The 26,843-nt window shown below is 66.3% G+C and carries 24 protein-coding genes, 1 other RNA gene, 1 pseudogene and 1 riboswitch; of the genes and pseudogenes, 14 read left to right on the top strand and 12 right to left on the bottom strand.

Annotation, left to right across the window (positions count from 1 at the left end; translation table 11 throughout):
* Together PTE31013_RS23650 and PTE31013_RS23645 are read left to right on the top strand one after the other, a co-directional pair.
* A pseudogene (locus PTE31013_RS23650) lies at nt 1-130 on the top strand (electron transfer flavoprotein subunit alpha/FixB family protein); the annotation flags it as partial.
* A gap of 176 nt (nt 131-306) precedes the next feature.
* The gene (locus tag PTE31013_RS23645) at nt 307-2,088 is read left to right on the top strand and encodes an acyl-CoA dehydrogenase (protein ID WP_150615082.1); all 1,782 of its coding nucleotides are present in this window, start codon (nt 307-309) and stop codon (nt 2,086-2,088) included.
* Between the two features lie 131 nt (nt 2,089-2,219).
* Here PTE31013_RS23645 and ssrS read toward each other — a convergent pair.
* The 3 genes from ssrS to PTE31013_RS23630 form a co-directional block, all read right to left on the bottom strand.
* A non-coding RNA gene (gene ssrS / locus PTE31013_RS23640) (6S RNA) lies at nt 2,220-2,401 on the bottom strand.
* Between the two features lie 35 nt (nt 2,402-2,436).
* Complete coding sequence (locus PTE31013_RS23635) at nt 2,437-2,748, bottom strand: cell division protein ZapA (protein ID WP_150615081.1); 312 nt, start codon at nt 2,746-2,748, stop codon at nt 2,437-2,439.
* Nucleotides 2,745-3,056 carry an ATPase gene (locus tag PTE31013_RS23630; protein ID WP_150615080.1) on the bottom strand — a complete coding sequence of 104 codons (312 nt, stop codon included), beginning with the start codon at nt 3,054-3,056 and terminating at the stop codon, nt 2,745-2,747. The genes PTE31013_RS23635 and PTE31013_RS23630 overlap by 4 nt, the downstream gene beginning before the upstream one ends.
* Nucleotides 3,057-3,145: 89 nt before the next feature.
* Nucleotides 3,146-3,397: riboswitch (cobalamin riboswitch) on the top strand.
* A gap of 154 nt (nt 3,398-3,551) precedes the next feature.
* Between PTE31013_RS23630 and PTE31013_RS23625 the strand changes: the two genes are divergently transcribed.
* From PTE31013_RS23625 to PTE31013_RS23595, 7 genes are all read left to right on the top strand, one after another.
* A complete protein-coding gene (locus tag PTE31013_RS23625; RefSeq protein ID WP_150615079.1) occupies nt 3,552-5,546 on the top strand; it encodes a TonB-dependent receptor domain-containing protein in 1,995 nt (664 codons plus the stop codon).
* 27 nt (nt 5,547-5,573) lie between these two features.
* Nucleotides 5,574-6,569, top strand: coding sequence for a FecCD family ABC transporter permease (locus tag PTE31013_RS23620; RefSeq protein ID WP_150615078.1), 996 nt, complete (start codon nt 5,574-5,576; stop codon nt 6,567-6,569).
* Nucleotides 6,566-7,390: an ABC transporter ATP-binding protein gene (locus tag PTE31013_RS23615; protein ID WP_150615077.1), complete on the top strand. Its 825-nt coding sequence runs from the start codon at nt 6,566-6,568 to the stop codon at nt 7,388-7,390. The genes PTE31013_RS23620 and PTE31013_RS23615 overlap by 4 nt, the downstream gene beginning before the upstream one ends.
* Before the next feature lie 92 nt (nt 7,391-7,482).
* Entirely contained in the window at nt 7,483-8,127 is a 645-nt protein-coding gene (gene cobO / locus PTE31013_RS23610; RefSeq protein WP_150615076.1) for a cob(I)yrinic acid a,c-diamide adenosyltransferase, read from the top strand.
* A 31-nt stretch (nt 8,128-8,158) separates the two neighbouring features.
* A complete protein-coding gene (gene cobT, locus PTE31013_RS23605; RefSeq protein ID WP_150615075.1) occupies nt 8,159-9,253 on the top strand; it encodes a nicotinate-nucleotide--dimethylbenzimidazole phosphoribosyltransferase in 1,095 nt (364 codons plus the stop codon).
* Complete coding sequence (locus PTE31013_RS23600) at nt 9,250-10,128, top strand: adenosylcobinamide-GDP ribazoletransferase (protein ID WP_246174891.1); 879 nt, start codon at nt 9,250-9,252, stop codon at nt 10,126-10,128. The genes cobT and PTE31013_RS23600 overlap by 4 nt, the downstream gene beginning before the upstream one ends.
* On the top strand, nt 10,119-10,718 hold the full coding sequence (locus PTE31013_RS23595) for a histidine phosphatase family protein (protein ID WP_150615074.1): 600 nt from the start codon (nt 10,119-10,121) through the stop codon (nt 10,716-10,718). The genes PTE31013_RS23600 and PTE31013_RS23595 overlap by 10 nt, the downstream gene beginning before the upstream one ends.
* A gap of 63 nt (nt 10,719-10,781) precedes the next feature.
* On the opposite strand, the gene PTE31013_RS23590 is transcribed toward PTE31013_RS23595, so the two are convergent.
* A complete protein-coding gene (locus PTE31013_RS23590) occupies nt 10,782-11,771 on the bottom strand; it encodes a cobalamin-binding protein (protein ID WP_150615073.1) in 990 nt (329 codons plus the stop codon).
* 264 nt (nt 11,772-12,035) lie between these two features.
* On the opposite strand from PTE31013_RS23590, the gene PTE31013_RS24975 reads away from it, so the two are divergent.
* Entirely contained in the window at nt 12,036-12,209 is a 174-nt protein-coding gene (locus PTE31013_RS24975) for a hypothetical protein (protein ID WP_174978703.1), read from the top strand.
* Nucleotides 12,210-12,448: 239 nt separating this feature from the next.
* Here PTE31013_RS24975 and PTE31013_RS23585 read toward each other — a convergent pair whose 3' ends face one another.
* The 4 genes from PTE31013_RS23585 to cobU all read right to left on the bottom strand — a co-directional run bounded on the left by PTE31013_RS23585 (nt 12,449) and on the right by cobU (nt 15,484).
* Nucleotides 12,449-12,667 carry a hypothetical protein gene (locus PTE31013_RS23585; RefSeq protein WP_150615072.1) on the bottom strand — a complete coding sequence of 73 codons (219 nt, stop codon included), beginning with the start codon at nt 12,665-12,667 and terminating at the stop codon, nt 12,449-12,451.
* 223 nt (nt 12,668-12,890) lie between these two features.
* On the bottom strand, nt 12,891-13,943 hold the full coding sequence (gene cobD, locus PTE31013_RS23580; RefSeq protein ID WP_246174889.1) for a threonine-phosphate decarboxylase CobD: 1,053 nt from the start codon (nt 13,941-13,943) through the stop codon (nt 12,891-12,893).
* Between the two features lie 2 nt (nt 13,944-13,945).
* Nucleotides 13,946-14,926 carry an adenosylcobinamide-phosphate synthase CbiB gene (cbiB, locus tag PTE31013_RS23575; RefSeq protein ID WP_150615070.1) on the bottom strand — a complete coding sequence of 327 codons (981 nt, stop codon included), beginning with the start codon at nt 14,924-14,926 and terminating at the stop codon, nt 13,946-13,948.
* A 6-nt stretch (nt 14,927-14,932) separates the two neighbouring features.
* Complete coding sequence (gene cobU, locus PTE31013_RS23570) at nt 14,933-15,484, bottom strand: bifunctional adenosylcobinamide kinase/adenosylcobinamide-phosphate guanylyltransferase (protein WP_150615069.1); 552 nt, start codon at nt 15,482-15,484, stop codon at nt 14,933-14,935.
* A 40-nt stretch (nt 15,485-15,524) separates the two neighbouring features.
* On the opposite strand from cobU, the gene PTE31013_RS23565 reads away from it, so the two are divergent.
* Nucleotides 15,525-17,087, top strand: coding sequence for a cobyric acid synthase (locus PTE31013_RS23565; protein WP_150615068.1), 1,563 nt, complete (start codon nt 15,525-15,527; stop codon nt 17,085-17,087).
* Nucleotides 17,088-17,168: 81 nt separating this feature from the next.
* A complete protein-coding gene (locus PTE31013_RS23560; protein WP_150615067.1) occupies nt 17,169-17,795 on the top strand; it encodes a ParA family protein in 627 nt (208 codons plus the stop codon).
* 9 nt (nt 17,796-17,804) lie between these two features.
* Here PTE31013_RS23560 and panD read toward each other — a convergent pair whose 3' ends face one another.
* From panD to PTE31013_RS23540, 4 genes are all read right to left on the bottom strand, one after another.
* The gene (panD, locus tag PTE31013_RS23555) at nt 17,805-18,227 is read right to left on the bottom strand and encodes an aspartate 1-decarboxylase (RefSeq protein WP_150615066.1); all 423 of its coding nucleotides are present in this window, start codon (nt 18,225-18,227) and stop codon (nt 17,805-17,807) included.
* A 127-nt stretch (nt 18,228-18,354) separates the two neighbouring features.
* Entirely contained in the window at nt 18,355-19,191 is an 837-nt protein-coding gene (gene panC / locus PTE31013_RS23550) for a pantoate--beta-alanine ligase (RefSeq protein ID WP_150615065.1), read from the bottom strand.
* Between the two features lie 184 nt (nt 19,192-19,375).
* On the bottom strand, nt 19,376-20,308 hold the full coding sequence (locus tag PTE31013_RS23545) for a segregation and condensation protein A (RefSeq protein ID WP_425495594.1): 933 nt from the start codon (nt 20,306-20,308) through the stop codon (nt 19,376-19,378).
* Between the two features lie 90 nt (nt 20,309-20,398).
* Complete coding sequence (locus tag PTE31013_RS23540) at nt 20,399-20,581, bottom strand: DUF3460 family protein (protein ID WP_150615064.1); 183 nt, start codon at nt 20,579-20,581, stop codon at nt 20,399-20,401.
* Nucleotides 20,582-20,923: 342 nt separating this feature from the next.
* Here PTE31013_RS23540 and PTE31013_RS23535 point away from each other — a divergent pair, with 342 nt between their 5' ends.
* On the top strand, nt 20,924-22,654 hold the full coding sequence (locus PTE31013_RS23535) for an autotransporter assembly complex protein TamA (RefSeq protein ID WP_150615091.1): 1,731 nt from the start codon (nt 20,924-20,926) through the stop codon (nt 22,652-22,654).
* Nucleotides 22,654-26,757 carry a translocation/assembly module TamB domain-containing protein gene (locus PTE31013_RS23530; protein WP_150615063.1) on the top strand — a complete coding sequence of 1,368 codons (4,104 nt, stop codon included), beginning with the start codon at nt 22,654-22,656 and terminating at the stop codon, nt 26,755-26,757. The genes PTE31013_RS23535 and PTE31013_RS23530 overlap by 1 nt, the downstream gene beginning before the upstream one ends.
* Nucleotides 26,758-26,843 lie beyond the last annotated feature (86 nt).

The following is a 26,843-nucleotide window of genomic DNA, read 5'->3' as shown; positions in this document are numbered from 1 at the left end:
GGGGATGAAGGATTCGAAGGTGATCGTGGCGATCAACAAGGATCCGGAAGCGCCGATATTCTCGGTGGCGGATTACGGCCTGGTGGGCGATCTGTTCACCGTGGTGCCGGAGCTGACGAGCGCGCTGTAAGCGTGTCTTGAGGTGAGGCTGCGGGGTTCTCTCCCGCAGCCGATCCGCATGAGGAGGCTGGCCGGCGACGGTGCGGTGTCTTCATGCGAATCGGTCAAACAAAAACATAAAAACATCCTAAGCACACCGGCATTTGCCATCATCCACCGGCAACCGGAATTCGTTGGAGGAACGACATGAGTTATCAGGCCCCGATCAAGGACATGCAGTTCGTGATGAACGAACTGGCGGACCTGACGAGCATTTCGGCGCTGCCGGGCTATGAGGACACCTCGCCCGAACTCGCGCAGGCTGTGCTCGAGGAAGCGGCGCGTTTCAATCAGGCAGTGCTGGCGCCGCTGAACGTCATCGGCGATCAGCAGCCGAGCACATGGAAGGACGGTGTCGTCACGACCACGCCGGGCTTCAAGGAGGCGTTTCGTCAGTTCTCCGACGCCGGCTGGCAGGGCGTGCTGCATCCGCAGGCGTTCGGCGGTCAAGGACTGCCGAAGCTCGTCGCCACGCCGTGTACGGAAATGCTCAATGCCGCGAACCTGTCGTTCGCATTGTGCCCGCTGCTGACCGACGGCGCTGTCGAAGCGCTGCTCACCGCGGGCACCGAGGCGCAATGCGCGCTTTATGTCCCGAAGCTGCTCTCGGGCGAGTGGACCGGCACGATGAACCTGACCGAGCCGCAAGCGGGTTCCGATCTCGCGATGGTGCGCACGCGCGCCGAGCGCGACGCCGACGGTACGTACCGCGTCTTCGGCACGAAGATTTTCATTACGTTCGGCGAACACGACATGGCCGAGAACATCGTGCATCTCGTGCTTGCGCGCACTCCCGATGCGCCCCCGGGTGTGAAGGGCATTTCGCTGTTCATCGTGCCGAAGTTCAACGTCGACGCCGAGGGCAACCTCGGGGCGCGCAACGACGTGCACTGTGTGTCCATCGAACACAAGCTCGGCATCAAGGCAAGCCCGACGGCGGTGCTGCAATTCGGTGACCACGGCGGGGCAACGGGCTACCTTGTCGGCGAGGAGAATCGCGGCCTCGAATACATGTTCATCATGATGAACGCGGCGCGCTTCGCAGTGGGCATGCAAGGCGTGGCGATCGCCGAGCGTGCGTATCAGCATGCCGTGGCGTACGCCCGCGAACGTCTGCAAAGCCGCCCGGTGGATGGCTCATCGCGCGACGCCGTGGCCATCATTCATCACCCGGACGTCAAGCGCATGCTCATGACGATGCGCGCGCTGACCGAAGGCGCGCGTGCCCTTGCCTACGTGGCGGCAGCGCAGGCCGATATCGGTCATCACGCGGCCGACCCCGCCGAGCGCAAACGCGCACAGGCCGTGTACGAATTCCTCGTGCCGATCGTCAAGGGCTGGAGCACCGAGATGTCGCTGGAGGTGACGAGCCTGGGCGTGCAGGTGCACGGCGGCATGGGTTTCATCGAAGAGACGGGCGCGGCGCAGTACTACCGCGACGCCCGCATCCTGCCGATCTACGAAGGCACGACGGCGATCCAGGCGAACGATCTGATTGGCCGCAAGACGGTGCGCGACGGCGGGGCCGTGGCGCGCGCGTTGTGCGAGCAGATCATGGTGACGGAAAACGAACTGCGCGCGCTGGGCGGCGTAGGCCAGGCTGTGGCGGAACGTCTGGCGAAGGGGCGTGAAGCGCTGTCGATGGTGGTCGACTACGTGGTCGCTAACACACAAGACAATGCGAACGCGGTGTTCGCGGGCAGTGTGCCGTACCTGACGCTCGCCGGTATCGTGCTGGGCGGCTGGCAGATGGGCCGTGCGTTGCTGGCCGCGCAGAAACTGCGCGATCAGGATCCGTCGTTCTACGATGCCAAGGTCGGGACTGCGCGCTTCTTTGCGGATCACTTCCTCACACGCGCCCCGGGGCTCGCGCAGACGATTACCGAAGGGGCGGCGTCAGCGCTGTCATTGAATGAAGCGCAGTTCTGATCGACCTGTCGCGCCGGTGTGATGCGACTCAGAGGAAGCGGCCTGCGGGCCGCTTTCTTTTTTGCGCGAACGCATTTTCGATACGAAAGCGACAGGCAAAAAAAACGGCACTGCAAGTGCAGTGCCGTGTATGGGTCCCCGCCTCAGCCGCTAAGCCGGCATCCTGAACCGTGAGGTTCAAGGTGGTCGCGGTTAGTAACGCTTCGGGTTCATCAGACGGAGTGACGATCACACCAGCACTACAAACTTCCGCAACCTGCAACAGATCATTGGTTCAAGGAATCTATGACTTTCGCGAACCAGGCAGGGAAAACTAACCTTTTGAATCAAACGGCAGCCCGTGAATTTTCAGCTTTGATACTGATCGATCACTGCGCTTAATCGTTCGTTCATGCGATGCATTCTACTCTGAATTTCTTCTGCGGGGAATGCTTGTCCCGCCGCAATACTTTTTTCCAGAGCAAGCAATTCGGATGCCAGACTCAAGGCTGCCATGACGGCAATCCGGTCGGTGCCGCGCACGTTGCTTTGCGCACGAACCTTGCTCATCTCGGCATCGACGCGCGACACGGCGGACAGCAGGTCGGCCTCGTGCTCCGGCGGGCAGGCGAGGCGGTACGACTGTTCCAGAATATTGACTTCAAGCTGCTTGATCGTCATGCGTTTTCTCCACCGGGGGTGCCGAGCAGATCCATTTGACCTTCAGTGGCGTTCTGCGTCGGGAGCTTTTCCAGAATGGCGTTCAGGCGAACCTGCGCCTCGTCGATCTTGGCGGCGAGTTGATCGCGCTGCAGACGCAGGGCGTCGCGCTCGGCCCGTAATTGCTCGATGGCAGTGCGGGTGTCGTCGCATTCGACACGCGCGCGATCGAGTTCGGCGAGCAGCGCCTGGTTGTGTTGATGAAAACGTTGGCTGATCGCAACCAACTGTTCAATTTTATCGGTGAGATTGTCGAGATCGGTGAGCATTGGGCTGCGTCCTCTTGATTGCCCTACATTCTAACGGAATCGGCGGCCAATGCCCGACGAATGAGCATTGACGCTCGTTCGAATGGCCCCTACACTTGCGGCACTTCGGTGCTCGCGCACGCCTCCCCGGCATGCGCAGTTAAACGGGAAACAGGGAGCCGCGTCCCCACACGGGCTGGCCAACCTGTGCTGCCCCCGCAACGGTAAGTCATTCTTTCGGCCCGAAAGGTTTCCGAAAACGCGCTTCACCTCCATCGCCACTGCGAGCCATCCGCTCGCGGGAAGGCCGGTCAGGCGCCACGATGACCAGCCCGGATACCGGCCTGAGTGAGTGGGGAAACGCCATGCCTTCCGGCGCAGCCGGGGGCGGGCTATCGTCGTTTTCATGTGTCGATGCTTTGCATCCGTGACGTGTCACCGGCGCTCCCCGTGCGCCAGCGGCCTGCGGGGGAACGGGCCTAGGCAATAAAAAAACTACGGAAGCCACACCCGACCATGCGCACCCACGTTCGCGCGATGGCGCTGCACGCGCCTGCCTTGCCCCGCACTATCCACACCAGCCGCGCTATTTCGGCGCCCGCCACCGTTGTTTCCGTCCGGCATCGTATTGCCTTCGCGGTGGCCCTGCTGGCCGCCAGCATCGGCGCCCATGCCCAGTCGGCCCAGTCCGTCGATACCGCATCGACACCGGCGACGGACAACGCCGCGACCGCTAACGCCACTGCCGTCCAGCTCAAGGCGACCGTTGTCACGGCCTCGCGCACCGAGCAGATGCTGACGGACACGCTGGCCGCCACGTCGGTCATCACGCGCGAAGACATCGAACGCAGTCAGGCGCAGGATCTGCCGACGCTGCTGCGCGGGCAGGCTGGCGTGGAGATCGTGCAGAACGGGGGCTTCGGCACGTCGGCCAGCGTCTTCATGCGCGGTGCGGCATCGAACGCGTCGCTCGTGCTCATCGACGGCGTGCCCGTCAATGCGGCCACGACCGGCACGACCAACATCGCCCAGATCCCGGTGTCGCAAATCGACCGCATCGAGATCGTGCGCGGCAACGTTTCCGCGCTGTACGGTTCGCAGGCCGTCGGTGGCGTGATCCAGATCTTCACGCGCAAGGGCCATGACGGCCCACCGCGCGCCTACGCCGAAGTGGGCTATGGCACGAACAACACGACACAGGCCAACGCCGGTATCGCGGGTTCGTTCGACGATGGCAAGACGCGCTTCTCGCTCGATGTCTCGCGGTTTCACACCAACGGCATCTCGGCGCAGGACCCGCGCTTCGCCCCGAAGGTCAACCCCAACCGTAACGGCGACGACAACACCAGCGTGAGTGCAACGCTCTCGCGCAAGGTCGGCGATACGTGGGAGGTTGGCGCGCGCCTGTTCCAGAGCGATGGCAGCAGCAGCTACGACAACGCCTACGGCAAGCCCTCCGACCTGAACGACACCGACGCCCGTGTGCGTCAGATCTCCGGCTACGCGAAGGGCAACGTCACCGACAAGTGGAAGACACGCGTCACCGTCACACAGGGCGACGACTACAGCTACAACTACCTGAACGGCAACGGTAACGGCAACTTCCATACGTCGAGCAACCAGATCGACTGGGCCAACGAATATGCGTTCATGCCGGATCAGAAGCTGATCGCCGGCTACACGCGCCTGGAGCAGACGGTCGAGAGCAACACGAACTACGACCGCAACAACCGTCATCTCGATTCGGGCTACGTAGGATATGAAGGCTGGTTCGGCAAGCATCAGATTCAGGCCAACGTACGACGCGACGTGTATTCCGATTTCGGCGGAGCGAACAGCTACTGGCTGGGCTACGGCTACCAGTTGACGAACCGCTGGAAGGTCATGGCCAATGCTTCCGACGGCTTCCGCGCGCCGACCTTCAATGAGTTGTTCTACCCGGGCTACGGCAATCGGAACCTGCAGCCGGAGCGCTCGATCTCGAAGGAGCTCGCCGTCCAGTTCAACGGTGGCGAGCGGCTTGGGCTGGTCAAGCTGACGGGGTTCCAGACCCACTACACGAACCTGATCCAGTCGCTGACGGTGTATCCGTACACTGCTGCGAACGTCGCAAAAGCGCGTGTCGAAGGGCTTGAGTTGACCTACGCCGGCCGTCCGTTCTTCGGCGTGGACCTGCGCGCGTCGTTCACGCGCCAGAACCCGACCGATCTGGATGCCGACAAGCAACTCGCGCGTCGCGCCAGGCAGTTCGGTTCAGTCGGCCTGTCGAAGACATTCGACAAGTTCACCGTTGGCGGCGATATGTTCTACAGTGGCGAGCGTTACGATACGGGCGGCCAGCATCTCGGCGCCTACACGCTCCTGAATCTCCAGGCACGCTACGATATCGACAAATCCTGGTACGTTTCGGCGCACCTCGACAACGTCTTCAACAAGCAATACCAGACGGTCTATGGCTACAACACCCTTGGGCGCGCGATCTACGTCTCGCTCGGCTGGAAGCAGTTCTAACGACGCCTGCGCAGGGCGGAACGCCGCATGACGTTGCGTCGCGCCCTCGCCATATGGACGGGACTGGCCGGTGTGGCACTGGTCATTCTCGTGGCGTCGCTCATGCTGGGGAGCGTGCCCGTCTCGCTGCGCGAGATCGGCACGCTGCTGCTCGGTCATGACGCCGGCCTCGCGGGCGATGTGGTCTGGCGTTTGCGTCTGCCGCGCGCACTCGCGGCGTTCGCCTGTGGCGGCCTGCTCGCGGTCGCGGGCACGCTGATGCAGACCCTGTTGCGCAACCCGCTGGCCGACCCTTACGTGCTGGGCATTTCCGGTGGCGCGGGCGTGGCCGCGCTGGCTTCGCTGGCGCTCATGCTGCCCTTTTTCTGGGTGCAGGCGAGCGCCTTCGTCGGTGCGCTTGCCGCCATCGCCCTCGTGATGGCGCTCTCGCACCGCAGCTTCCTGCGGCCCGACGATCGAGACAGCAGTCCCCAATTATTGTTGACCGGCGTGATGATGGCCGCTGGCTTCGGCGCGCTTGCCACCCTCATTCTTACGCTCGCGCCCGACGCGAGCCTGCGCGGCATGCTGTTCTGGCTCACGGGTGATCTGAACGGTGTCGACGGCGCCTGGCTGCCGCTGGTCGCGCTCGCGGCGACGCTGCTCATCGTGTGCCCGGTGGCGCATCGCCTGAACGTATTGTTGCGCGGCGAAGCGGTGGCGCAGGGCGTGGGCGTGGCCGTCGGCCCGCTGCGTGCCCGTATCTACCTGGCGGCGTCGCTGGCGACGGCCGTGGCGGTGACCACCGCGGGCAGCATCGGCTTCGTCGGTCTCGTCGTACCGCACATCCTGCGCCTGCGTTTCGGCAATGATCAGCGCATGCTGCTCCCGGCGGCAGCGCTCGGGGGCGGGGCGCTATTGATGCTGGCCGATCTGGTGGCGCGCACTATCATTGCACCGACACAACTGCCTGTCGGCGTCATCACGGCGATGATCGGCGTACCGGTCTTCCTGTGGCTGCTTTCCCGGCGGGCCATCCGATGAGCGCTCCGCTGTTGCAAACCCATGCGCTGACACTGCGCGCCGCCGAGCGGGTGCTGGTCGATGGGCTCGATCTCGTGGTGGCGCCGGGCGAATGCTGGTGCCTGGCCGGACCCAACGGCGCGGGCAAGACGACGTTGCTCGGCACGCTCGCGGGGCTGCGCCCCGTCGACGACACGCCGCCGCGGCACGCGCCCCTCACCGCCAGCGGCCGTGTGACGATCGGCGGCAAGGCACTGGCGCAGTGGCGTCCGGCGTCCCTGGCGAAGGTGCGCGCGCTGATGCCGCAACAGACACGCGACGCCTTCGGCGCCAGCGCGCTCGAAGTCGTGCTGGCGGGCCGTCATCCGTATCTGGCGCAAGGCCGTTGGGGCGCGTGGGAGTCGGACGACGACGTCGCCGCCGCCATGACCGCGCTCGCGCAGGTCGGTCTCGAGGGCTTCGCCGCACGCGACGTCACCACGCTCTCGGGCGGCGAGCGCCAGCGCGTATCGCTGGCCGCCGTGCTGGCGCAGGCCACGCCGTTGCTGCTGCTCGACGAACCGGTCTCGCATCTCGATCTGCACCACCAGATCGACGCGCTGGAGCGACTCGGGCGCCATGCCGAAAGCGACGATGCCGCCGTTATTTTCTCCTGCCACGATTTGAATCTGGCGCGTCGCTTCGCCACGCACGCGCTGCTGCTTGACGGCCGGGGCGGATGGCGCGCCGGACCGGTGCGCGACATACTCAGCGCCGAGCATTGCAGCCATGCCTTCGGGTATCCGCTGCGCCTCATTCGCGACGGCGACGACGAGGCCCTCGTGCCCGCGCGCCGCACGTGAGTGGCGCGCATGACGCCACGACTCGCCGGCGTACACTTTCACCCGCGTGCGGCCGTCCCGCGCCGCACGCTCGCTTTTGACAGGTGCTGTTCATGACGCAAGAATCGCCGCAATCCCAATCCCAATCGGACGCCGACGACGGGCGCAACGAGCGCCACCGCGCTCGCATGGCGCGCAAGAAGGAGGTCGTCGACGACAAAATCGCACAGGCCCAGCGTGACTGCGGCGTGATCGTCATCACGACCGGCAACGGCAAGGGCAAATCGAGTTCCGGCTTCGGCATGGTCGTGCGCGCGATGGGGCACGGGATGAAGACGGGCGTGGTGCAGTTCATCAAGGGCGCGATCCCGACCGGGGAGGAGACTTTCCTGCGTCGCTTTCCGTCGGAGTGCGAGTTTTACGTGATGGGCGAGGGCTACACCTGGGAGACCCAGGACCGCACGCGCGATATCGCGAAGGCCGAAGCGGCCTGGGAGCAAGCACGCCGGATGTTGCGTGACCCGTCGTTCGCCCTGGTGCTGTTCGACGAGCTCAACATTGCCCTCAAGCTCGGTTATCTCGACGTGAACACCGTGATCGCCGATTTGCAGGCGCGGCCCGCGATGCAACACGTGGTGATTACCGGCCGCGGTGCGCCGCAAGCGCTCATCGACGCGGCCGACACCGTGACCGATATGACGCCGGTCAAGCACGCGTTTGCCCAGGGCATCCGCGCGCAGGCCGGCGTGGAAATGTAATCAACGCCGCATTGTTCCAGGACGTCCCCGTATGAATGCTCTCAGCCCCTTGCTCGCCGAACTCTTCGACATTGCCGCGCCGGCCACGGCGATGGACGCGTCGCTCACGCATGCCATCGATATCAAGACAAAGCCGCCCGGTAGCCTCGGCGCACTCGAGCGCGTGGCCCACCAGGTCGGCCGGATTCAGCAGAGCGCCACCCCCGATCTCGCGCGCCCGGCCATGCTGGTGTTTGCGGGCGATCACGGCATCGTCGCCGCGGGTGTGAGTCCGTATCCGCAGGCCGTTACCGCGCAGATGGTGCATAACTTCCTGCGCGGCGGCGCCGCCATCAACGTGTTCTGCCGCACGCACGGCATCGAGCTTGAAGTCGTGAACGCGGGCGTTGCGGCCGATTTCTCATCGCAGGCGCTGCATGCCTCGCTCGTCGACATTCCCGTGGCACGCGGCACGCAGAACTTCCTCGAGGCCCCCGCCATGACACGCGAGCAGCTCGAAACGGCGCTCGCGGCCGGGGCGGCGCGCGTCGGTGCGCACGCCTCGCGTGGCACGCGCATGATCGGCTTCGGCGAGATGGGCATCGGCAACACGTCGTCGGCGGCGTGTCTGATGCAGCGTCTGAGCGGTCTGCCGCTGGCGGCATGTGTCGGGCGCGGCACCGGTGTCGACGACGCGGGTCTCGCGCGCAAGGCCGCCACGCTCGAACGCGCGCTGGCGGCGTATCCGCACACGGCGAACGAGATGCCGGACCCGCTGGAGACGCTCGCCACCTTCGGCGGCTTCGAGATCGCGATGATGACCGGCGCGTATCTCGCGGCCGCGAAGTTGGGGCTCGTCATCGTGGTGGACGGCTTCATCAGCACCTCGGCACTGCTGGTGGCGGCGCGCGTGTCGCCGGCCGTGCTCGACTATTGCGTCTTCGCCCACGCATCGGACGAAACCGGCCATCGCGCCATGCTCGACATCCTCGGGGCGACGCCGCTGCTGCAACTGGGCCTGCGTCTCGGAGAGGGCACGGGCGCCGCGCTCGCGATGCCGCTCATCCAGGCCGCCGCCGCGTTCCTGCGCGAGATGGCAACGTTCGACGGCGCGGGCGTGAGCGATCGCGAGGCGACCGGGCAATGAACCCCTCGTCCCCCGATCCCTCGCGCCCCGCGCAAGATGGCGACGCGCCGTCGCGCGCTTGGGTGACGCAGGATCGGTCGGCGCATGAAGGGGCCTTCCCAGAAACCTTCGGGGGCATTCGGGGACAGGTGCGGCTTTTCCTGACCGCGCTCGGGTTCTTCACACGGGTGCCGATTCCGCCGTGGGTCGGGTACTCGCCCGAGCAACTCAATGCCGCGACGCGGTATTTCCCCCTCGTTGGCGTGTTCGTCGGCGCGCTGGTCGCGTTGTTGACGGTGGCGATGGGCCTGTTGTGGTCGCCGGCCCTCGCGATCGCCTTGGGATTGGCCGTGAGCGTGCTGCTCACGGGCGCGTTTCACGAGGACGGGCTGGCCGATTCGGTCGACGCGCTCGGCGGCGCGTTCACGCGCGAGCGCGCATTGGAGATCATGCACGACTCGCGCATCGGTACCTATGGTGCGGTGGCGTTGTGGCTGGCGCTTGCCGTCAAGTGGCAGGCGCTCGTCGACATTCAGGCGGCAGCCGGGTGGGGCGGCTTTGCCGTCGTGCTGATCGGCGCCCACGCGGCCAGCCGCAGCATGGCAATCAGTCTGCTGCGCTCGCTCGATTATGTTCGTCCGGAAGGCAAGGCCAAGCCGGTCGCGCAGCGTTTGCGCATGAGTGCGCTGCTGTTCGGCGTGGCGTGCAGCGTGCCGTGGTGGGCGTGGCCCGACTGGCGTGCTGGCGTGTCGGGCGCCGTGGTACTGATCGCGCTGCGCGCGGGCTTCATCCGTTATCTACGCCGGCGCCTCGGTGGCTACACCGGCGACACGCTCGGCTTCGCGCAACAACTCGGCGAACTCGCGTTGTATCTCACGGTGTGCGCATGGATCTAATCCTGATGCGGCATCCGCCGCCCGACGTTGCGTCGACCGTTTGTTACGGCCGGACCGATCTGCGGGTCGATGCGGCACGCTTCGATACGTGTGTCGCCGCGATGCAGGCCAGACTCGTGGCGCAACTCGAGGGGCGCACGCCAGCGGCGATTTACAGCAGCCCGTTGCAGCGCGCACGATGCGCGGCCGATGCGTTGGCGGCGTCGTTCGGCTTGCCGGTGACGGAAGATGTCCGTCTCGCCGAGATGGACTTCGGTGCGTGGGAGATGCGGCCTTGGGACACCCTCGAGCGGAACGACCTCGATGCGTGGGCACGCGACATCAACGGATTCGCGCCGCCTGGTGGTGAGTCGGCACGCGACATCGTGTTGCGCATGGCCGCGTGGGCGAGGGGGTTGCGCGACGTGGCGTGCGCCGCCGAAGACGTGCATGTGGCCGTCGCCCACGCCGGGCCGATCCGGCTGCACACGGCAACGGCGCTGCGCATGCCGACGACGGCATGCCTGACGTGGGCGCTCGACTTCGGCGCCCTGTGCCACCTTCACGTCGCCGACGACGGTCACGCGCGATTGATTCGCTGGAACGCGTAAGCCGTCGGTTCTCCGAACCATCGCGTGATGGCGCTATGCCGTCGCCACGGCCTTGCTACCGCGTCACTGCGCGGCCGTTTGGCGACGCGCGCGAACGATGTCGAGGTCCTCGCACATCGTTCGCGCGCCGTCGAGAATACGCGGGCCGGGCCGGTTGATGAGGTCGCCGTCGATGCCAAACAGGTTGTTGTGCGCCACGGCAGGCAACTGCGGCCACTTGCGCCAGGCATCGAGCGTGGCGAGCGGCTTGGCGGCGGTCGTTGCGCCGGGGGTCGCCGTGAACATCGCTTCCGGCTGTTTCGCCAGCACCGCTTCGACGGACACGCGGGGCACGAGCGGCGCCTCGTCGGCGAAAACATTCACACCGCCGCACAGCCGGATCACGTCGCTCACCATATGCTTGCCGTTCAGTGTCATGAGCGGTTGCGTCCATACCTGATAGAAGACCTTTACCGGGGCGCGAGATGCATACTGTTTGCGCAGCGCGTCGTAACGCGCACGAAAGGCTTGTGCCGACGCTTGCGCTTTGGCGGGCGTTCCCGTTAACGTGCCCAGCGTCTCGATCGCTGCGGGCAGATCCGTCAAGTGCTTTGGCTCGGAATAGAAGATCGGCAGTTTCAACTGTCTCAGTGCTTCGACCTGACGCTGTGAGTTCCCATGGCGCCACACGACGAGCAGGTCGGGTTTGAGCGCGAGAATGCGTTCGAGATCGAGCGCGCTGTTGTCGCCGACGCGCGGCAGGTGACGCGCGGCCTCGGGGTAATCGGAATAGGCGACCACGCCGACGACCTTGTCGCCCGCGCCAGCTGCAAACAGCAGTTCGGTCGCGTGCGGGGAGAGGCTCACCACGCGCTGGGCCGGGGCCGCGAGGGTGACCGTGGCACCGGCGTCATCCTTGACGGAGATCGCGGCGTGCGCGCTGAACGCGGCGAGACAGGCGGCGGCCAGGGCGAGTCCATGACGGCGAATTCGCGGAAAGCGCGGAGATGGCCGAAAGCGCGAAACAAGGCGAAGACGACGAAGATGGTGCATGGCCGGGAGATTGAGCGGCATCTGGGCGAGCGACTGAGGGGTTGGAGGGCATCCGGCGGCGACGGCGCAGCGTCGCGAAGACGCGGGGGCCTGCGTGCCGACTCGCCATTCTCTGCGGGTTGCGGCGTCGCGACAAGGGGGCGCGTTTGCCCCGGCGAACCGATGCTACCCAGGAGAGGTCGAACGATGCGTGACGCGACAGGTCAGAATGCGTCAGGCCATTTTCAGGCCATTTTCAGGCCCATACGCGCGGCCCGTGCGCGCGGGATTCGAGGAGTGGATGTCGTGAAGCGAAATATCGGAACGATGAGCGCGCTGGCGCTCGCCCTGGCGACAATGCTCGGTGCCTGCGCGGCACCGGACGCAAACGGCAGTTCGAGCGCGGGGCGTGGCGCGGCTGGCACGAGCAAGGTGCAAGCCTACGGCGTGATCGATGGCGGTGTGACGTTGGTCAAATAACGGGACGCGTTCAAGAGCGCCTCGCCAGACGTATCGCCCGAAGCATCGCCGGACACCTTGCGGCACATCGCGCCACACGTTGAAACGACCGCGCCCCCTGACGCCGGAGCGTTCAGGGGGCGCGGTCGCTGACGCGTTGTCAGGGCGTTACCGGCGCTTGACTGCGGGCCTCGGCTGGACGGCCGCGTCCTGCAACGGCACGGCGCGCGCAGCAGCGTCCGGCCAACCGGTTGGCAGCCTTAGTTGGAGGCGGGGGCCGGGGCGGCGGCACCTGCGTCCGATGCCGGAGCGCTCATGGCAGCGCCTGCATCGCTGGCCGGTGCGGCATTGTCTGCCGCCGGTGCCGATGCCGAGGTGTCGGCGGCCGGCGCGGCCGTTTGGTCTTCCTTCTTCGTACAACCGACGGTCACGACAGCAGCGGTCAGGAGGGTAGCGAGCAACAGAGGCAGTTTATTCATTTGGTCGTCCTTTTATCGGGGAAAAGCCCTTGCGAAAGAACCTTCAGTCTAACGGCGCGCTTCGGCGATGACTGTGTGCATTTGTTGCAGAAATGCTTCAATTTGTAACGAAAAGGGTACGCCTCCCACGTCGTTCGATACGAGGTAAGCACGCTTGAGGTGACCCTTCGGGAGCGTTACGAAGACTTTGGACGGCCCCTGACTTTTGCAGTTCCCGAAAATGTTATTCGGGGGGCGAGCCGGCCAGTGCTGACCGGAGTCGTTGCCACTCGTGCTCGGTCGACGGCAGGCCAAGACGAAGGCTCGGCAGGACCTGCGTCCCGCCGTTCGCGAGTGTCACAGGGTGCGCATCGAACAGGCGAGTCCAGATGCCCCGCGCCGCCAGTTGCTCGTGCCACCGCGGCGCCATCGCATGCGGTGTCCATGCAAAGAGGGGGGTGCCCTGCGCAGGCCAACCATACGTTTGCAACAGTGTGCGTAGCCGCTCGCCATCCCGCAACAAACGTTCGCGTGTCGCGGCTTGCCACGCCGTATCTCGCAAGGCAGTTTGGACAGCGAATCCTGCCGGGCCGCTGACCGTCCAGGGCCCGAGACGTTCGGCAAGGCGCGTTGCCAACCCCTCTGCACACAGCGCGAAGCCCGCGCGAATGCCCGCCAGCCCAAAGAACTTGCCGACGGAGCGCAGCACGACGAGGCCGTCTTCGCCCGCGTGAGGCGCCATCGATGCCTGCGGCGAGACGTCCGCAAACGCCTCGTCGACGATCAACACCCCGCCGCGTTCGGCCAGCGAGCATTGCCATCGTGAGAGGGTCTCATGCGACACGCATCGCGCCGTTGGATTGTCGGGATTGACCCAAACGAGGGTGTCGACGTCGGGCAATCCGGCCTCAGGCCCCAGCCACGGTACAAGCGTATGCCCGGCTTGCGCGAAGGCCGGTGCGTACTCGCTGTAGGTGAGCGAGGCGACGGCGACGCGGCCCGGCGGTAGCAGCGCGGGCAAGGCACGGATAACGGCCTGCGACCCGGCGCACGGCACCACGGCCTGGGCGGGCGCGCCATAGTATCGCGCCGCCACGTCGCGCAGGTCGTCGACGACATCGGGCAAGTCGCGCCAGATGCTCGCGGGAGGTGTCGGTACGGGATAGCCGTTCGGATTGATGCCGGTGGACAGATCGAGCCAGTCTTCGCGGGGGCGGCCAAATCGCAGGATGGCTTCGCCAAGATTACCGCCGTGGCGCGGCACGGGTGGCACGCACGGCGCGGAGATTGCCACCACGCTCACACCATTCCCCCCGGCACGGCATCGGCCAGTGAGGCCGCGAAGAGCGCCAGCGCACCGCTGACGATCAGCCACATCCACATCGCGCGCGAGATGAGCCGCCACGCGGCCTTGATATGCTGCGCCGAGGGTGCCATACCGCAGCCCAGCGCCGGGCGTGCCTCCCACTCGCCATGATAGCGGGCAGGCCCGCCCAACTGGACACCGAGACTGCCCGCCCCGGCGGCCATCACCGGACCGGCGTTGGGGCTGGACCATGCGCCGGCCTGCGTGCGCCAGCACTCGATGGCCCGGGCGACGTCGCCGAAGATCGCGTAGCTTGCGGCCGTCAACCGTGCCGGAATCCAGTTGAGGATGTCGTCGATGCGCGCGGCCGGTCGGCCAAAGTACAGAAACGTGTCGGAGCGATAGCCCCACATGGCGTCGAGCGTGTTCGCCAGCCGGAACAGAACGACGCCGGGCGCCCCCGCGATGGCGAACCAGAACAGCGCGCCGAAGATGGCGTCGTTGCCGTTCTCCAGCGTCGACTCCACCGTTGCGCGCGCGAGATCGGAGGCGCTCGCGTCCTCGGTGTCGCGCGAAACGATGCGAGCGGTCAGGGCGCGCGCTTGTGCCAGATCCCCGTTGCGCAGCGCCTGGGCGATGGGCATCACGTGCTCGCGCAGGCTGCGCGCCCCCAGGGCGGCGTACAACGCGAGGGCTTGCCAGACGATGCCGCCCCAGCCGGGCAAGAACGTCAGCGCCCAGGCGACCAGCACGGGCAGTACCAGCATGATCGCCCACGCCCACGCGCCGCGCGTCATGGCGCTGACCGGCTTGTCCTGGATGCCGGGGGCGTTGAGCCACGCTTCGACGCCATTGGCGATGTAGCCGAACCCGACCAGTGGATGCCATCGGCGTGGTTCGCCAAGCCAGGCGTCGAGCAGTACGCCGATCAGGGCGGCGAGCCAGAGCGATTCGGGGGCGATGTCGGTGAGCATCGGCGATTATCCTTTGACGGCCATCGGCACGCCGGCGACGACAAAACGCACTTGCGGGGCGCGCGCCGCGACGCGCTGGTTCAGACGGCCCAGCGCATCGACATAGCGCCGGGTGAGCGCACCCATCGGGATCACGCCGAGTCCGATTTCATTGCTGACGATGACGATCTTGCCGGGCAGCACGTCGAGCGTGCGCTCGAGCGCGTCGACGACGTCATGCCATTGCGCATCGCTGGCGGGCCCTTCGGGATGATCGTCGGGCGGACAGAGCCACCCGGCCAGCCAGAGCGGCAGGCAGTCGACCAGCACGCAATGCCCATCGCGGGCGATGTCGCGCAACGTCCCCGCGAGGTCGCGAGCGACTTCCACGGTAGGCCAGTGCGCCGGACGGCTCGCGCGATGATGTGCAATGCGCGCGCGCATCTCGGGGTCGTCACCCACCGTGGCGGTGGCGACGTAGGTGACCGGCAGGCCGCTCTGTCCGGCAAGACGTTCGGCGAACGCACTCTTGCCGGAGCGGGCACCACCCAGCACGAAAGTCAGGTCGAGGGCACTCATGGGCGATATTGTACGAGGGCCCGATGCGATAATCCTTGTCATGAGTGAAATCCCTGTCAATTTCGGTGCGTCCACAGGCGCCCACCGGGGCACCCTGATGATCCAGGGCACGTCCTCGGACGCGGGCAAGAGCACGGTGGTCGCCGCGCTGTGCCGCCTGCTCTATCGCGAAGGCGTGCGCGTGGCGCCCTTCAAGCCGCAGAATATGGCGCTCAACAGCGCCGTGACCGCCGACGGCGGCGAGATCGGGCGCGCTCAGGCGCTGCAGGCCCAGGCGGCCGGCATCGCGCCGCACACCGACTTCAATCCGGTGCTGCTCAAGCCGAGCAGCGACCGCGGCGCACAGGTCATCATCGGCGGCGCCGTCGTAGCGGATCTCGACGCGCGCGCCTATCACGCGTACAAACCGCGTGCGATGGCCGCCGTGCTGGCTGCCTACGCGCGTTTGCGCACCGGCTACGACGCGGTGCTCGTCGAAGGGGCAGGCAGTCCGGCCGAGGTGAACCTGCGTGCGCGCGACATTGCCAACATGGGGTTTGCCGAAGCCGTCGACGCGCCGGTGCTGCTCGTCGCCGACATCGACCGAGGGGGGGTGTTCGCGCAACTGCTTGGCACGCTAGCGTGCCTGTCGGACAGCGAGCGCGCGCGCATCAAGGGCTTCATCATCAATCGGTTTCGCGGCGATCCGTCGCTGCTGACCAGCGGACTTGAATGGCTGGAGGCGCGCACCGGCATTCCGGTGCTGGGCGTGCTGCCCTATCTTCATGGCCTGCATCTGGACGGCGAGGACATGCTGCCCGGCGAGCGCCATTCGGCCGCGCGCGGCGAGATCCGTTTGCGCGTCGCGGTGCCGGCCTTGCCGCGCATCAGCAATCACACCGATTTCGACGCTTTGCGGGCGCATCCGCAGGTCGACTTTCGCTACGTCGGCGCGGGCGAGCCGTGGCCCGACAGCGATCTCGTGATCCTGCCCGGCAGCAAGCACGTGCGGGACGATCTGGCCTGGCTGCGCGCGCAGGGCTGGGCGCCGGCGATGGCCCGGCATCTGCGCTACGGCGGCAAGGTGCTCGGCATCTGCGGTGGCTTGCAAATGCTCGGGACGGCGATTCACGACCCGCTCGGGCTCGAAGGCGAGGCGGGGACGACCGCTGGCCTCGGCTGGCTGGACATCGAGACCACGATGCAGCCGCAAAAGCAGCTCCGTCTCGTGGCGGGACGCCTGAGCGTCGGCGATGCCCCGGTGAGCGGCTACGAGATTCACATGGGCGTGACGCATGGGGCGGCGCTCGAACGACCGGCCGTCTGGTTGGCGGGCGAGGCGTCTGACGTGTCTTCAGTGTCTGACGTGTCTGACGTGTCTTCAGTGTCTGACGGGACCGATCGCGCTGACGGTGCCCGCTCGGCCGACGATCAGGTGATGGGCACGTATCTGCATGGCCTGTTCGATACGCCGCAGGCCCTGCATGCGCTATTGACCTGGGCCGGTGCCCGTGATGTCGAGGCGCAGGACTACAACGTATTGCGCGAGGCGTCGCTCGATCGGCTGGCGGATTCGCTGGCGGCGCACCTGGATCTGACGCGCGTGTGGGCGTGCCTGCGCTAATGCGCGACGCGGTTTGACTGACGCAAGGCCGCCATCCAGCCGTTGTAAGATGAACGGCAAATCGACCTAGGGGAGTCTGCAATGCCGGTGATTGTGGTGGCGAATCCGAAAGGGGGCGTGGGCAAGAGCACGCTGGCTACGAATCTGGCGGGCTATCTGGCCGCGCAGGGCCACGCCGTGATGCTGGGCGATACCGACCGGCAGCAGTCGTCGCGGGCCTGGCTGGACTTGCGCCCGCCCGGACTGCGTTCGATCGCCACCTGGGATGTTGATCACAACGAGATCGCCCGCCCGCCCAAGGGCACGACCCACGCGGTGCTCGATACGCCGGCCAGCCTGCACGGCAAGCGGCTCGATTCGATCCTGAAGCTGGCCGACCACGTGTTGGTGCCGTTGCAGCCGTCGATCTTCGATATCCTCGCCACGCGTGACTTCCTGCAGACGCTGGGCGAGGTGCGGGCGGTGCGCCAGGGGGATGTGCGCATCGGCGTCGTCGGCATGCGGGTCGATGCCCGCACCCGCGCGGCCGACCAGCTCTCGCGCTACTGCGAGGAGGCAGGCCTGCCGGTACTCGGCATGTTGCGCAACACGCAGAACTACGTGCAGCTCGCCGCGCACGGCCTCACGCTGTGGGATGTGGCGCCGGGACGCGTCGAACGCGATCTGCCGCAATGGGAGGGCATTACGGCGTTCATCGCGTCGCGTTGACGCGCCGCCTTACTTGGCCGCTTGCGCGGCCTCGAAGGCGCGCGTCTCTTCCCAGGCTTGCAGCGGCACGTGGTCGCGCTCGCCCTTCTGCTCGTTCTTCTCGTCAACGAACACCAGCTTGGGCTTGAACCCGGCCAGCACGGCCTGTTCCTCGACCTGCGCGTACGACACGATGATGACGACGTCGCCCAGTTGCGCGCGGCGGGCCGCGGCGCCATTGAGCGAAATCATGCCGCTGCCGCGCTCGCCGCGAATGGCATAGGTCGTGAAGCGCTCGCCGTTATTGACGTTGAAGATGTCGATTTGCTCATTTTCGACAAGGCCCGAGGCTTCGAGCAGGTTCTCGTCGATCGCGCACGAGCCTTCGTAATGCAATTCGCAATGCGTCACGGTGGCGCGGTGGATCTTCGACTTGAGCATGGTGCGGTACATGGCTTGCCTCTAGTGTTGCGGTGTCGCGCAAGCGGCGCGACGAAAGATGCGCGTGCAACCGGCACGCGCGGCTTGTGTCGGGAGCACGCGGCACCGGTCATCCGACCGTGTGCGGCGTGCCCGGCGCTCAGATTTCGAGATTGTCGATGAGGCGCGTGGCCCCGAGCCTGGCTGCGGAGAGCACCACGAGGCTCTCGGCGGGGGCGGCGCCCGGTGCCGGCACGCGCAGGTTGGCACGTTGACGAATCGCCACGTAATCCGGCTTCCAGCCGCGCTCGGTCAGCGTCTGCATGGCCGCCGCTTCGAGTGCGGCGTAGTCCGTCTTGCCGTCGTTCACCGCGTCGCGAACCTCGCCCAGCAAACGATAGAGCTGCGGTGCCTCGGCGCGCTCGGCGTCCGACAGGTAGCGGTTGCGCGAGGACAGCGCCAGGCCGTCGTCGGCGCGCACCGTTTCGGCGGCGATGATTTCGATCGGTAGTGCGAACTGACGGCACATGCTGCGCACGATCATCAGTTGCTGGTAATCCTTTTTGCCGAACACGGCCACGCGCGGCAGCACGCACGAGAACAGCTTGGTGACGACCGTGCACACGCCCGTGAAGAAACCGGGGCGGAACTCGCCTTCGAGAATGTCTCCCAGGTCGTGGGGCGGCTCGACGCGGTATTCCTGCGGCTCCGGATACATCTCCTTTTCGTCGGGCGAAAACAGCACATAGACGTTCTCGCGCGTGAGCTTCTCGACGTCGTCGGCCATCGTGCGCGGATACTTGTCGAAGTCTTCGTTCGGCCCGAATTGCAGGCGGTTCACGAAAATGCTCGCAACGACCGGGTCGCCGTGCTGGCGCGCCAGTCGCATGAGCGACAGATGTCCATCATGCAGGTTGCCCATCGTGGGCACGAAGGCAATGCGATTCTGTCCGCGCAGTTGGTCGCGCAGTTCGTGAATCGAGGGGATGACTTTCATTGAGGTTCCGTGCTTGGCGTACGTGTGTGTTACGTCCAGGCGTGGCGCGCGCCTTGTCTGGCAAGGGCGTGGCCGCCAAAACGTCCGGGCGATTGTAGAGGAAATCTCGGCGGGCGTGCGCAAAACCGCGCTCGCATGGCGGAATCCCGCCGCCCCGAGGTTTCCCCGCGCGCTCAGTGGGCGCTCAGTTGGGCGAGTAGGTCAGACGGACATAGATCGGCGCAAACGGCTCGGCCTGGGTGATCTCCAGCAATGACTCACGCGAGAGTTCGAGCATGGCGACGAAGTTGACCACGACGACCGGCACGCCGCGCGTGACGTCGAAGAGTTCGGTGAACTCCATGAAGCGTGCGCCTTGCAAGCGTCGCAGAATCTGGCTCATGTGCTCGCGCACGGACAACGCTTCGCGCGAGATCTTGTGATGCTGCACGAGCTTGGCCCGGCGCAGCACTTCGGCCCACGCGGCACGCAGGTCCTCGGCGTCGACCTCGGGGAAGCGCGGCTGCAGGCTTTGCTCGATATAGACCTGCGAGCGCAGGAAGTCGCGGCCGAGCACCGGCAGCGTATCGATCTTCTGCGCGGCGAGCTTCATCTGCTCGTATTCAAGCAGGCGGCGCACGAGTTCCGCGCGTGGGTCCTCGGCTTCCTCGCCGGTGTCGGCCTTCTTGACCGGCAGCAGCATGCGCGACTTGATCTCGATGAGCATCGCGGCCATGAGCAGATACTCGGACGCGAGTTCGAGGTTGGTCCTGCGGATTTGGTCGACGTAGAGCAGGTACTGCTTCGTGACCTGCGCCATCGGAATGTCGAGCACGTTGAAGTTCTGCTTGCGGATCAGATACAGCAACAAGTCGAGCGGGCCTTCGAAGGCTTCGAGAAAGATCTCGAGCGCATCCGGCGGAATGTACAGGTCGTTCGGCAGGGCGAAGAGCGGCTCGCCGTACAGGCGAGCACGCGCCACGCCGTCGACCGTGTCGGGCGTGGAGTCCTCGCCGTTCTGCGGCGCGGGCAGTTCCGTCGTCGGCTGATCGGCCGGGCGCGGCGGGGGCGCCGATGCCTCGGTGGCGTCCGCTGCGTCCGGTGCCGCTGGCGGCGTCGTATCGACGTGCGCAGTCACCGGCGCGATGTCGCTGATCGGCTCGGACGCCTGCGACGGATCGTCGGGCGGACTCGGATTCAAGACGGGACTCGGCCGGGTGGCGGCGACTTACTCGCCCAGGTAAACGTAAGGCTGCTGGGCCACACGCGACTGCTGGGCCTGGCGACGCTCGTCCATGTCGATCGGCTGCTTGTCCCACAGCAGGGCGCGACCTTGGCGTTGCTCCGCTTCCAGCGTCGGCTTCTCAGCCTTCAGTTGCTTGATGAATTGGGTGATGTCGGACTCGTACATGGTCGATGGCTCGAAAAATAGGCAGCGGTGGCGCCATCGGGACGGCGCCAATCGACGCAGATTCTACCGCAAACCCGTCTCGATCCACCCTTTTGGCTGTTTTGGGTCGAGCCGGTGAACGGGGGGATGGGATATGGTCAAATACGACTCACCTATGCATCGCACGCGCAAATGATGTGCCATGCTTGCACACAAGGCGCGATTGGGCGCCGTTGAGCGCACGCCGGACGACCGGCGGCAACATTGAAGATTCCAAGGAAGGTTTTGACCGTCTCGCAGATCCCACCCGGTTACGACGTTTGCCGTCGCCTCGGCGTGCCCCCTTCGCGCACGTTGCCGGCCGTGCTGGTAACGCTGGCCGCGTTGACCTGTGGCGCAGGGCTGCCAGCGGCGGCGCAAGCCGACTATCGCGTTCGTGTCGACGCGCCCAACGGCCTGGCCAAGCTGCTCAACGACAATCTCGATCTCGTGCGCTACGCTGCGCGCGACGACATTGGCGACGCCCAGTTCGAGCACCTGATTGCAACCGTGGGCGAGCAGGTGCAGGAACTTACGTCGACGGAAGGTTATTTCTCGCCCGTCACGCACGTGGACGTGGCCACCATCAACGGGACGCACGACGTTCACGTCGTGGTGGCGTCCGGTCCGCGCACGCATATCAGGAACGTCGATCTGACCTTCACCGGCCCGGTGCTCGATCAGGATCCACAGCGTGTGACGCAGTTGCGCAACGCCTGGGCGTTGCCGGTGGGTGCCCCGTTCCGACAGGCCGACTGGGACAAGGCGAAGGACGACACGCTGTTTCAACTGGGACAGAAGCGCTATCACGCGGCGAAAATGACCTTCGCACGTGCCGTGGTCGATGCGGACAACGATATTGCCTCGCTCGCCGCGTCGTACGAGAGCGGTCCGCCGTTCACCCTCGGTCCGCTCGTCATCTCCGGCACGCGGCGCTATCCGGCCCAGATCATCCGCAACGTCAATCCGTTGTCCGTGGGCGAACCGTTCGACGCCGAGCGCCTGCGGGAGTTGCAGCGCCAGATCCAGGCCACGCCGTATTTCTCGAACGTCATCATCTCGGTGACGGAAGACCCGGCGCGGGCCGACAATGCACCGGTCGAAGTCAAGGTGCGCGAATTCCCCACGCAGCGCGTGCGCAGCGGGGTCGGCTATACGACGGATACCGGCGCGAGCGTCAACGGACGTTATTCGTACTACAACCTGTTCGGCCGCGCGTGGACGTTCGATACGCAGGCGCGTCTGGAGCAGTATCGGCAGGGCGGTTATGCCGAGATCGCCATGCCGCCGGACACCAGCGCGTACACCAACAGCCTGCGCGGCGCGTTCGAGCGCACCTATCTGAACGGCCTCGATCAGCGCTCGACCCAGATCGGTGTCAAGCGCGCCCGCTCGCGCGATCGCTACGACTGGGCCTATACCCTCGACTTCTATCGTGCGGACGAGCGTCCCGACGGCGGTCAGCCCTTCCTCAACAAGGCGCTCGTGCCGGCGCTGTCGTGGAACCGTCGTGACGTCGACGACCTGATCTTTCCGCGCAAGGGCAACATCATCAACACGCAGATCGGCGTCGCGGCGAAGCCCCTGCTCACCGATCAGAGTTTTGCGCGTCTCTATGGCCGTATCCGTCAGTACTTTCCCGTCGGGCAGCGCGACATCGTGATCGCGCGCCTGGAACTTGGCGCGGTGCTCACGAACGGCAGCAGCAACCGGATTCCGTCGTCGCTGCTGTTTTTTGCGGGCGGCACGTCGTCGATTCGCGGATATACGTATCAGAGCATTGGCCGCCAGCAGAACGGCACCACGTTCCCGACGAAGTTCCTAGGCACGGCAAGCCTCGAGTATCAACGCTGGGTCACGCGCGACTGGGGCGGGGCGGTGTTCTGGGACGTCGGCACGGCCACCGACGACTATCGCCATCCCACGCCGCTTTACCACGGCGTGGGCGTCGGTGTGCGCTGGCGCAGTCCGGTCGGACCGGTGAACCTCGATCTGGGCTATGGCGTGCGCGGCAGGCAGTTCCGCCCGGCCATTTCGCTGGGGGTGGCGTTCTGATGACGATGCCGCTCGATACCGCCGCGCCGCCGCCGCCTCCTCCCGAGCCGCCGCCTGCGTATCGCCGGCGATGGAGGCGTCCGCTGGCGGGGGGCCTGCTTGCCGTCCTGCTCATCGTCGTGTTGGCGATCGGCGCGCTGCTCTGGGCGATGTCGAGCGAGCGCGGCAGCCGCTGGCTCTGGCAGACGGCGGTGTCGACCCTCGGCGGCAAGCTCTCGGGCGAATGGCGCAGCGGCAGCTTCGCGCATGGCTTCACCGTGAGCGACGTGCGCTATCTCGACGGTGCGACGCGCATCACCGTGAGTCGACTCGAGAGCCGTTGGGACTTGCGCTTGCGTCCGCTGCATTTCACCGTCGACACGTTGCATGCGGGGGAGGTGGAGATGGCGTTCGCGCCGTCGCCACCGTCCACCACGCCCACGACGATGCCGTCGAGCCTGCGTCTGCCGCTCGGCCTTACGCTGAACGATGTACGCGTGGCGAAGCTCACGCTGCATTCGCCCGCGCTGGTGCTCGAGGATGTTCGCATCGCTGCGCGCAGCGACGGCACGCAACACACGATTCAGGTCGAGCACCTGGGTACCCCCTACGGCGAGGTGCAGGCCACGCTGCAAATTAGTGGCCGGCGTCCGTTCGCGCTGGGCGGCAATGTTGGCTTGCAGGCGAAGGCCGGCGATATTCCTGTGACCCTGCAGGCCGAGTTGTCCGGCTCGCTCGACGCGTTGGTCGTCGATGTGACCGCGAGCGGCAAAACGCTGAACGGCACGGCGCACATTGCGGCGTCGCCGTTCAGTGCCGTGCCGCTCTCGCGCGCGCAGGTGTCGGTCGATCATCTGAATCCGCACGATTTCGATCCCGGTGCGCCGCAGGCGGATCTCGCGGTACAGGCCGATTTGCGGCCGGCACCCGGCACCAAGGTATTCAGCGTGCTGGGGCCGGTATCCGTGACAAATGCCAAGCCGGGCGCCATCGATGCCGGGGGGCTGCCCATCGAAAGCCTGCATACGCAGGTGCTGCTCGATGCGACGCGTCAGGCGCTGACCGGTATCGAGCTAACGCTCGCGGGCGGCGCCCGGCTCACCGGCAGCGGCGAGCTGCGTCGGGAGAAGGTTGCCGCGTCGGTGGCCGCGAGCGGTGCGACGGCGGCGAATGCAGCAAGTGCCGCACGTGCGGCGCCGCCTGCGACGGCAGATGCCGAGGCGACCGTCGGCGGTTTCGCCCTGACGATGCGCGATCTCGATCTGCGCGCGTTGTACGGCAAGCTACCGGCAACGAAGCTCGGCGGGCCGCTCGACGTCAAACTCGACCGCACCGGGCAGCGCGTTGCTCTCGATTGGCGCGACGCGGCCCGGCGGGTGCTGGCCGACGTCGGTCTCGACGCCGGGGGCACCACGGTGCATGCGCTCTCGCTGCAGGCCGGCAACAGTTCGCTCGCGGCCACGGGCGTTCTCGAAAGCGGCGATGCGGGCGCCTATCGGGCGCAGGTCAAGCTCACGCGCTTCGATCCCGCCGCCTGGTATGACCTTTACGGCGCGCAACGACGCGGTGCAAAGGCGCCTGCGGCGAGTATCACGGGACAGTTCGATGCGCAGGGCGCGCTGCGCCCGGCGTTCGGACTCGCGCTCAAATTCGCGTTGCAGGACGGCATCTACGCCGACTTGCCGATGAGTGGGTCGGGCACGGTGAGGCTGGCGGGCACGCGCCTGCTGCCCAGTGACGCGAACCTGCTCGTGGCGGGCAACCGGGTGCAATTGCGCGGCAGTTTCGGCACGCCAGGCGACAGGATGGCGGTGAAAGTCGATGCGCCGTCGCTCGACAAGCTCGGCTTCGGCCTCGGCGGTCGGTTGCAACTCGACGGGCAGGTGTCGGGCACGATCGAGCGTCCGGTCGTGGTCGCGACGCTTGCGGCCGACAAGCTCGTCTTCGGCACGCAAAAACTCCAGCATCTGACCGGCAAGGTGGATGTCAGCGGCGGCCTGCCGGGCGCGGCGAGCGACCGGCTGAACGTGACGCTCGACGGCCAGGGCCTGACCAGCGACATCGTGCGGCTTGACCGGCTTTCGCTCGCCCTGGCGGGCACACGCGGCGCGCACACATTGCACCTGAAGGCGGCGGGCAAGCTGCGAGAAGCGCCGCTCGACATGAGTCTCGATGCTGCCGGTGCCGTGACCGACACGCGCGGCAAGCCGGGCTGGCGCGGCACGATCCAGACGCTCGAGAACCGGGGCGTGCCGAAGCTCAACCTGGCCGCCCCGTGGCAGGTCCAGGTGAGTGCCGATCGCGTGCATCTCGGCGCGGCCAAACTCGTGACGGGCGCAGGGGCGGTGTCGCTGGCGAACCTCGACTACGGCGATGGGCAACTGAAGACCGCAGGCACCATCGATACGCTCGACGTCGCGCAGGTGCTGCGCGTGATGCGCGCGTTCACGGGCGAGTTGCCGTCCGTTGCCAGCGACCTCGTGCTCGACGGCAAATGGGACGTGCGTACCGGTCAGCGGGCAGACGGTTTCGTCGAAGTCGTGCGTCGCAGTGGCGATGTCACGTTGCGTCGCGGCGGGATGAACGAAAGCGTGAAGGTGACGATCACGGGGCTGCCCGGCTTGAGCGCGGAGAAGGGCGGCTTCAGTGCACGCGTGCCGCTCGGGATCTCGGCGCTGCGCGCACGCATCGACCTGTCGGGGCAGGCCGCACACGTGACGCTCAACGCCGTCTCGTCGCTGGTCGGCACGCTCGACGCCGATGTACGGGCGGGCTTGCATGTGCAGGGCGGTATTCCCGAGGTTCCGGAGAATGCGCCACTTACCGGACGCGTCGCCATTGCCATTCCGGATATCTCGAAGTTCGAGCGTCTGGCCGGGGCGCAATTTGCTTTCAAGGGGCGTGCGAACCTGCAAGTGACGCTGGCGGGCACGGTGGGCAAGCCGCGTCCGACGGGCGAGCTGACGGCAGACGATCTGTCGGTGCAGATGTTCGACACGGGCGTGCGGGTCAAGGATGGACGGGTGCGTATTGCGCTCACACCGAACGAGATCGTGCTGCGCGACGTGGTCGTGACGGGCGGCGGTGGTGGCACGGTGCGGGCGACGGGCAACATCCGGCTCGACACGCCCGAGCCGACGCTGGGTATCACGCTTGCGGCAGACAAGTTGCAATTGTTCGCCGCGCCTGACCGGCAACTCTCGCTCAGTGGCGAAGCGAGGGCGACGGGCAGTGGCGATGCCATGGCCGTGACCGGCAAGTTCACGATCGACCGCGCGCGTTTCGCGCTGCCGCCAACCAGTGCGCCGAAGCTCGGCGACGATGTCGTGGTGGTGCGCGGCGGCGCGCAGGCCCGCACCCGGCCGCTCGATGCGAAGGAGGAAGCCGCCCGCCTCGGCGCGAAGCCGGCCAGCCGCTTCTCGCCGCACATCGATGTGGAAGTGAATCTGGGGCGGGACTTCCGTTTCGTCGGTGCTGGTGCTGACCTGCTGTTGCGCGGCAGCGTGCGCCTGCAAAGCGATCCGCTCACGACGATGCGGGCGACCGGCACGATTACCGTGGCGGAGGGCACGTACGAAGCGTTCGACCGGAAGCTCGCGATCGAGCGCGGCCAAATCAACTTCGTCGGTCCGCTGGACAATCCCGAGATCTACATTCAGGCGATGCGTCGCAACCAGGAGGTTGCCGCCGGCGTGCTGGTCACTGGCACGGTGCGCCAACCGCGCGTGTCGCTCGTCTCGGAGCCGAACGTGTCGGACGAGGAGAAGCTCTCGTGGCTGATGTTCGGCCACGGCCCGGATGGCGCGGGCCTTGGCCAGCGTCAGGCGATGGCGGGGGCGGCCACGGCGCTGCTCGGGGCCACCGGCGGCCGGCGCATCATCAAGGATCTGGGGATCGACGAGTTCAGTATCGGCACCAGCGATTCGGGTCTGTCGGACGATGAGCAGGTGGTGAAGGTGGGCAAGGCGATCTCGGACAACTTCGCGTTGGGATACGAGCAGAGCCTGACCAGCGCCGCGAGTATCGTGAAGATTACGTGGCAGATGTCACGCCGCTGGCAACTGGTGCTGCGCACCGGTTCGCTGTCCGGCTTCGACGTGCTGTTCAATCGTCGCTTCGACTGACCGAAGGGGGCAGCAGAGCGGGGCGGCAGAAAAACGGGAAAAGGAGGCGTTACCGATGACAACGTCGCGCAGTTTTGTTCACTCGG

Origin of the sequence: Pandoraea terrigena, assembly GCF_902459705.1 — a bacterium.
Classification (GTDB): Bacteria; Pseudomonadota; Gammaproteobacteria; order Burkholderiales; family Burkholderiaceae; genus Pandoraea; species Pandoraea terrigena.
Note: the sequence above shows the minus strand (reverse complement) of the source record. Positions and strands in the feature narration are given on the sequence as shown.

Coding starts and splice junctions, on each gene's coding strand:
- cobO (WP_150615076.1), top strand. CDS start 7,483: ATGACGCAAGAATCGCCGCAATCCCAATCCCAATCGGACGCCGACGAC.
- PTE31013_RS23595 (WP_150615074.1), top strand. CDS start 10,119: ATGGATCTAATCCTGATGCGGCATCCGCCGCCCGACGTTGCGTCGACC.
- panD (WP_150615066.1), bottom strand. CDS start 18,227: ATGTACCGCACCATGCTCAAGTCGAAGATCCACCGCGCCACCGTGACG.
- PTE31013_RS23615 (WP_150615077.1), top strand. CDS start 6,566: ATGAGCGCTCCGCTGTTGCAAACCCATGCGCTGACACTGCGCGCCGCC.
- PTE31013_RS23630 (WP_150615080.1), bottom strand. CDS start 3,056: ATGCTCACCGATCTCGACAATCTCACCGATAAAATTGAACAGTTGGTT.
- PTE31013_RS23585 (WP_150615072.1), bottom strand. CDS start 12,667: ATGAATAAACTGCCTCTGTTGCTCGCTACCCTCCTGACCGCTGCTGTC.
- PTE31013_RS23645 (WP_150615082.1), top strand. CDS start 307: ATGAGTTATCAGGCCCCGATCAAGGACATGCAGTTCGTGATGAACGAA.
- PTE31013_RS23565 (WP_150615068.1), top strand. CDS start 15,525: ATGAGTGAAATCCCTGTCAATTTCGGTGCGTCCACAGGCGCCCACCGG.
- PTE31013_RS23625 (WP_150615079.1), top strand. CDS start 3,552: ATGCGCACCCACGTTCGCGCGATGGCGCTGCACGCGCCTGCCTTGCCC.
- PTE31013_RS23530 (WP_150615063.1), top strand. CDS start 22,654: ATGACGATGCCGCTCGATACCGCCGCGCCGCCGCCGCCTCCTCCCGAG.
- PTE31013_RS23600 (WP_246174891.1), top strand. CDS start 9,250: ATGAACCCCTCGTCCCCCGATCCCTCGCGCCCCGCGCAAGATGGCGAC.
- PTE31013_RS23540 (WP_150615064.1), bottom strand. CDS start 20,581: ATGTACGAGTCCGACATCACCCAATTCATCAAGCAACTGAAGGCTGAG.
- PTE31013_RS23560 (WP_150615067.1), top strand. CDS start 17,169: ATGCCGGTGATTGTGGTGGCGAATCCGAAAGGGGGCGTGGGCAAGAGC.
- PTE31013_RS23620 (WP_150615078.1), top strand. CDS start 5,574: ATGACGTTGCGTCGCGCCCTCGCCATATGGACGGGACTGGCCGGTGTG.
- PTE31013_RS23590 (WP_150615073.1), bottom strand. CDS start 11,771: ATGCCGCTCAATCTCCCGGCCATGCACCATCTTCGTCGTCTTCGCCTT.
- cbiB (WP_150615070.1), bottom strand. CDS start 14,926: ATGCTCACCGACATCGCCCCCGAATCGCTCTGGCTCGCCGCCCTGATC.
- cobT (WP_150615075.1), top strand. CDS start 8,159: ATGAATGCTCTCAGCCCCTTGCTCGCCGAACTCTTCGACATTGCCGCG.
- panC (WP_150615065.1), bottom strand. CDS start 19,191: ATGAAAGTCATCCCCTCGATTCACGAACTGCGCGACCAACTGCGCGGA.
- cobU (WP_150615069.1), bottom strand. CDS start 15,484: ATGAGTGCCCTCGACCTGACTTTCGTGCTGGGTGGTGCCCGCTCCGGC.
- PTE31013_RS23635 (WP_150615081.1), bottom strand. CDS start 2,748: ATGACGATCAAGCAGCTTGAAGTCAATATTCTGGAACAGTCGTACCGC.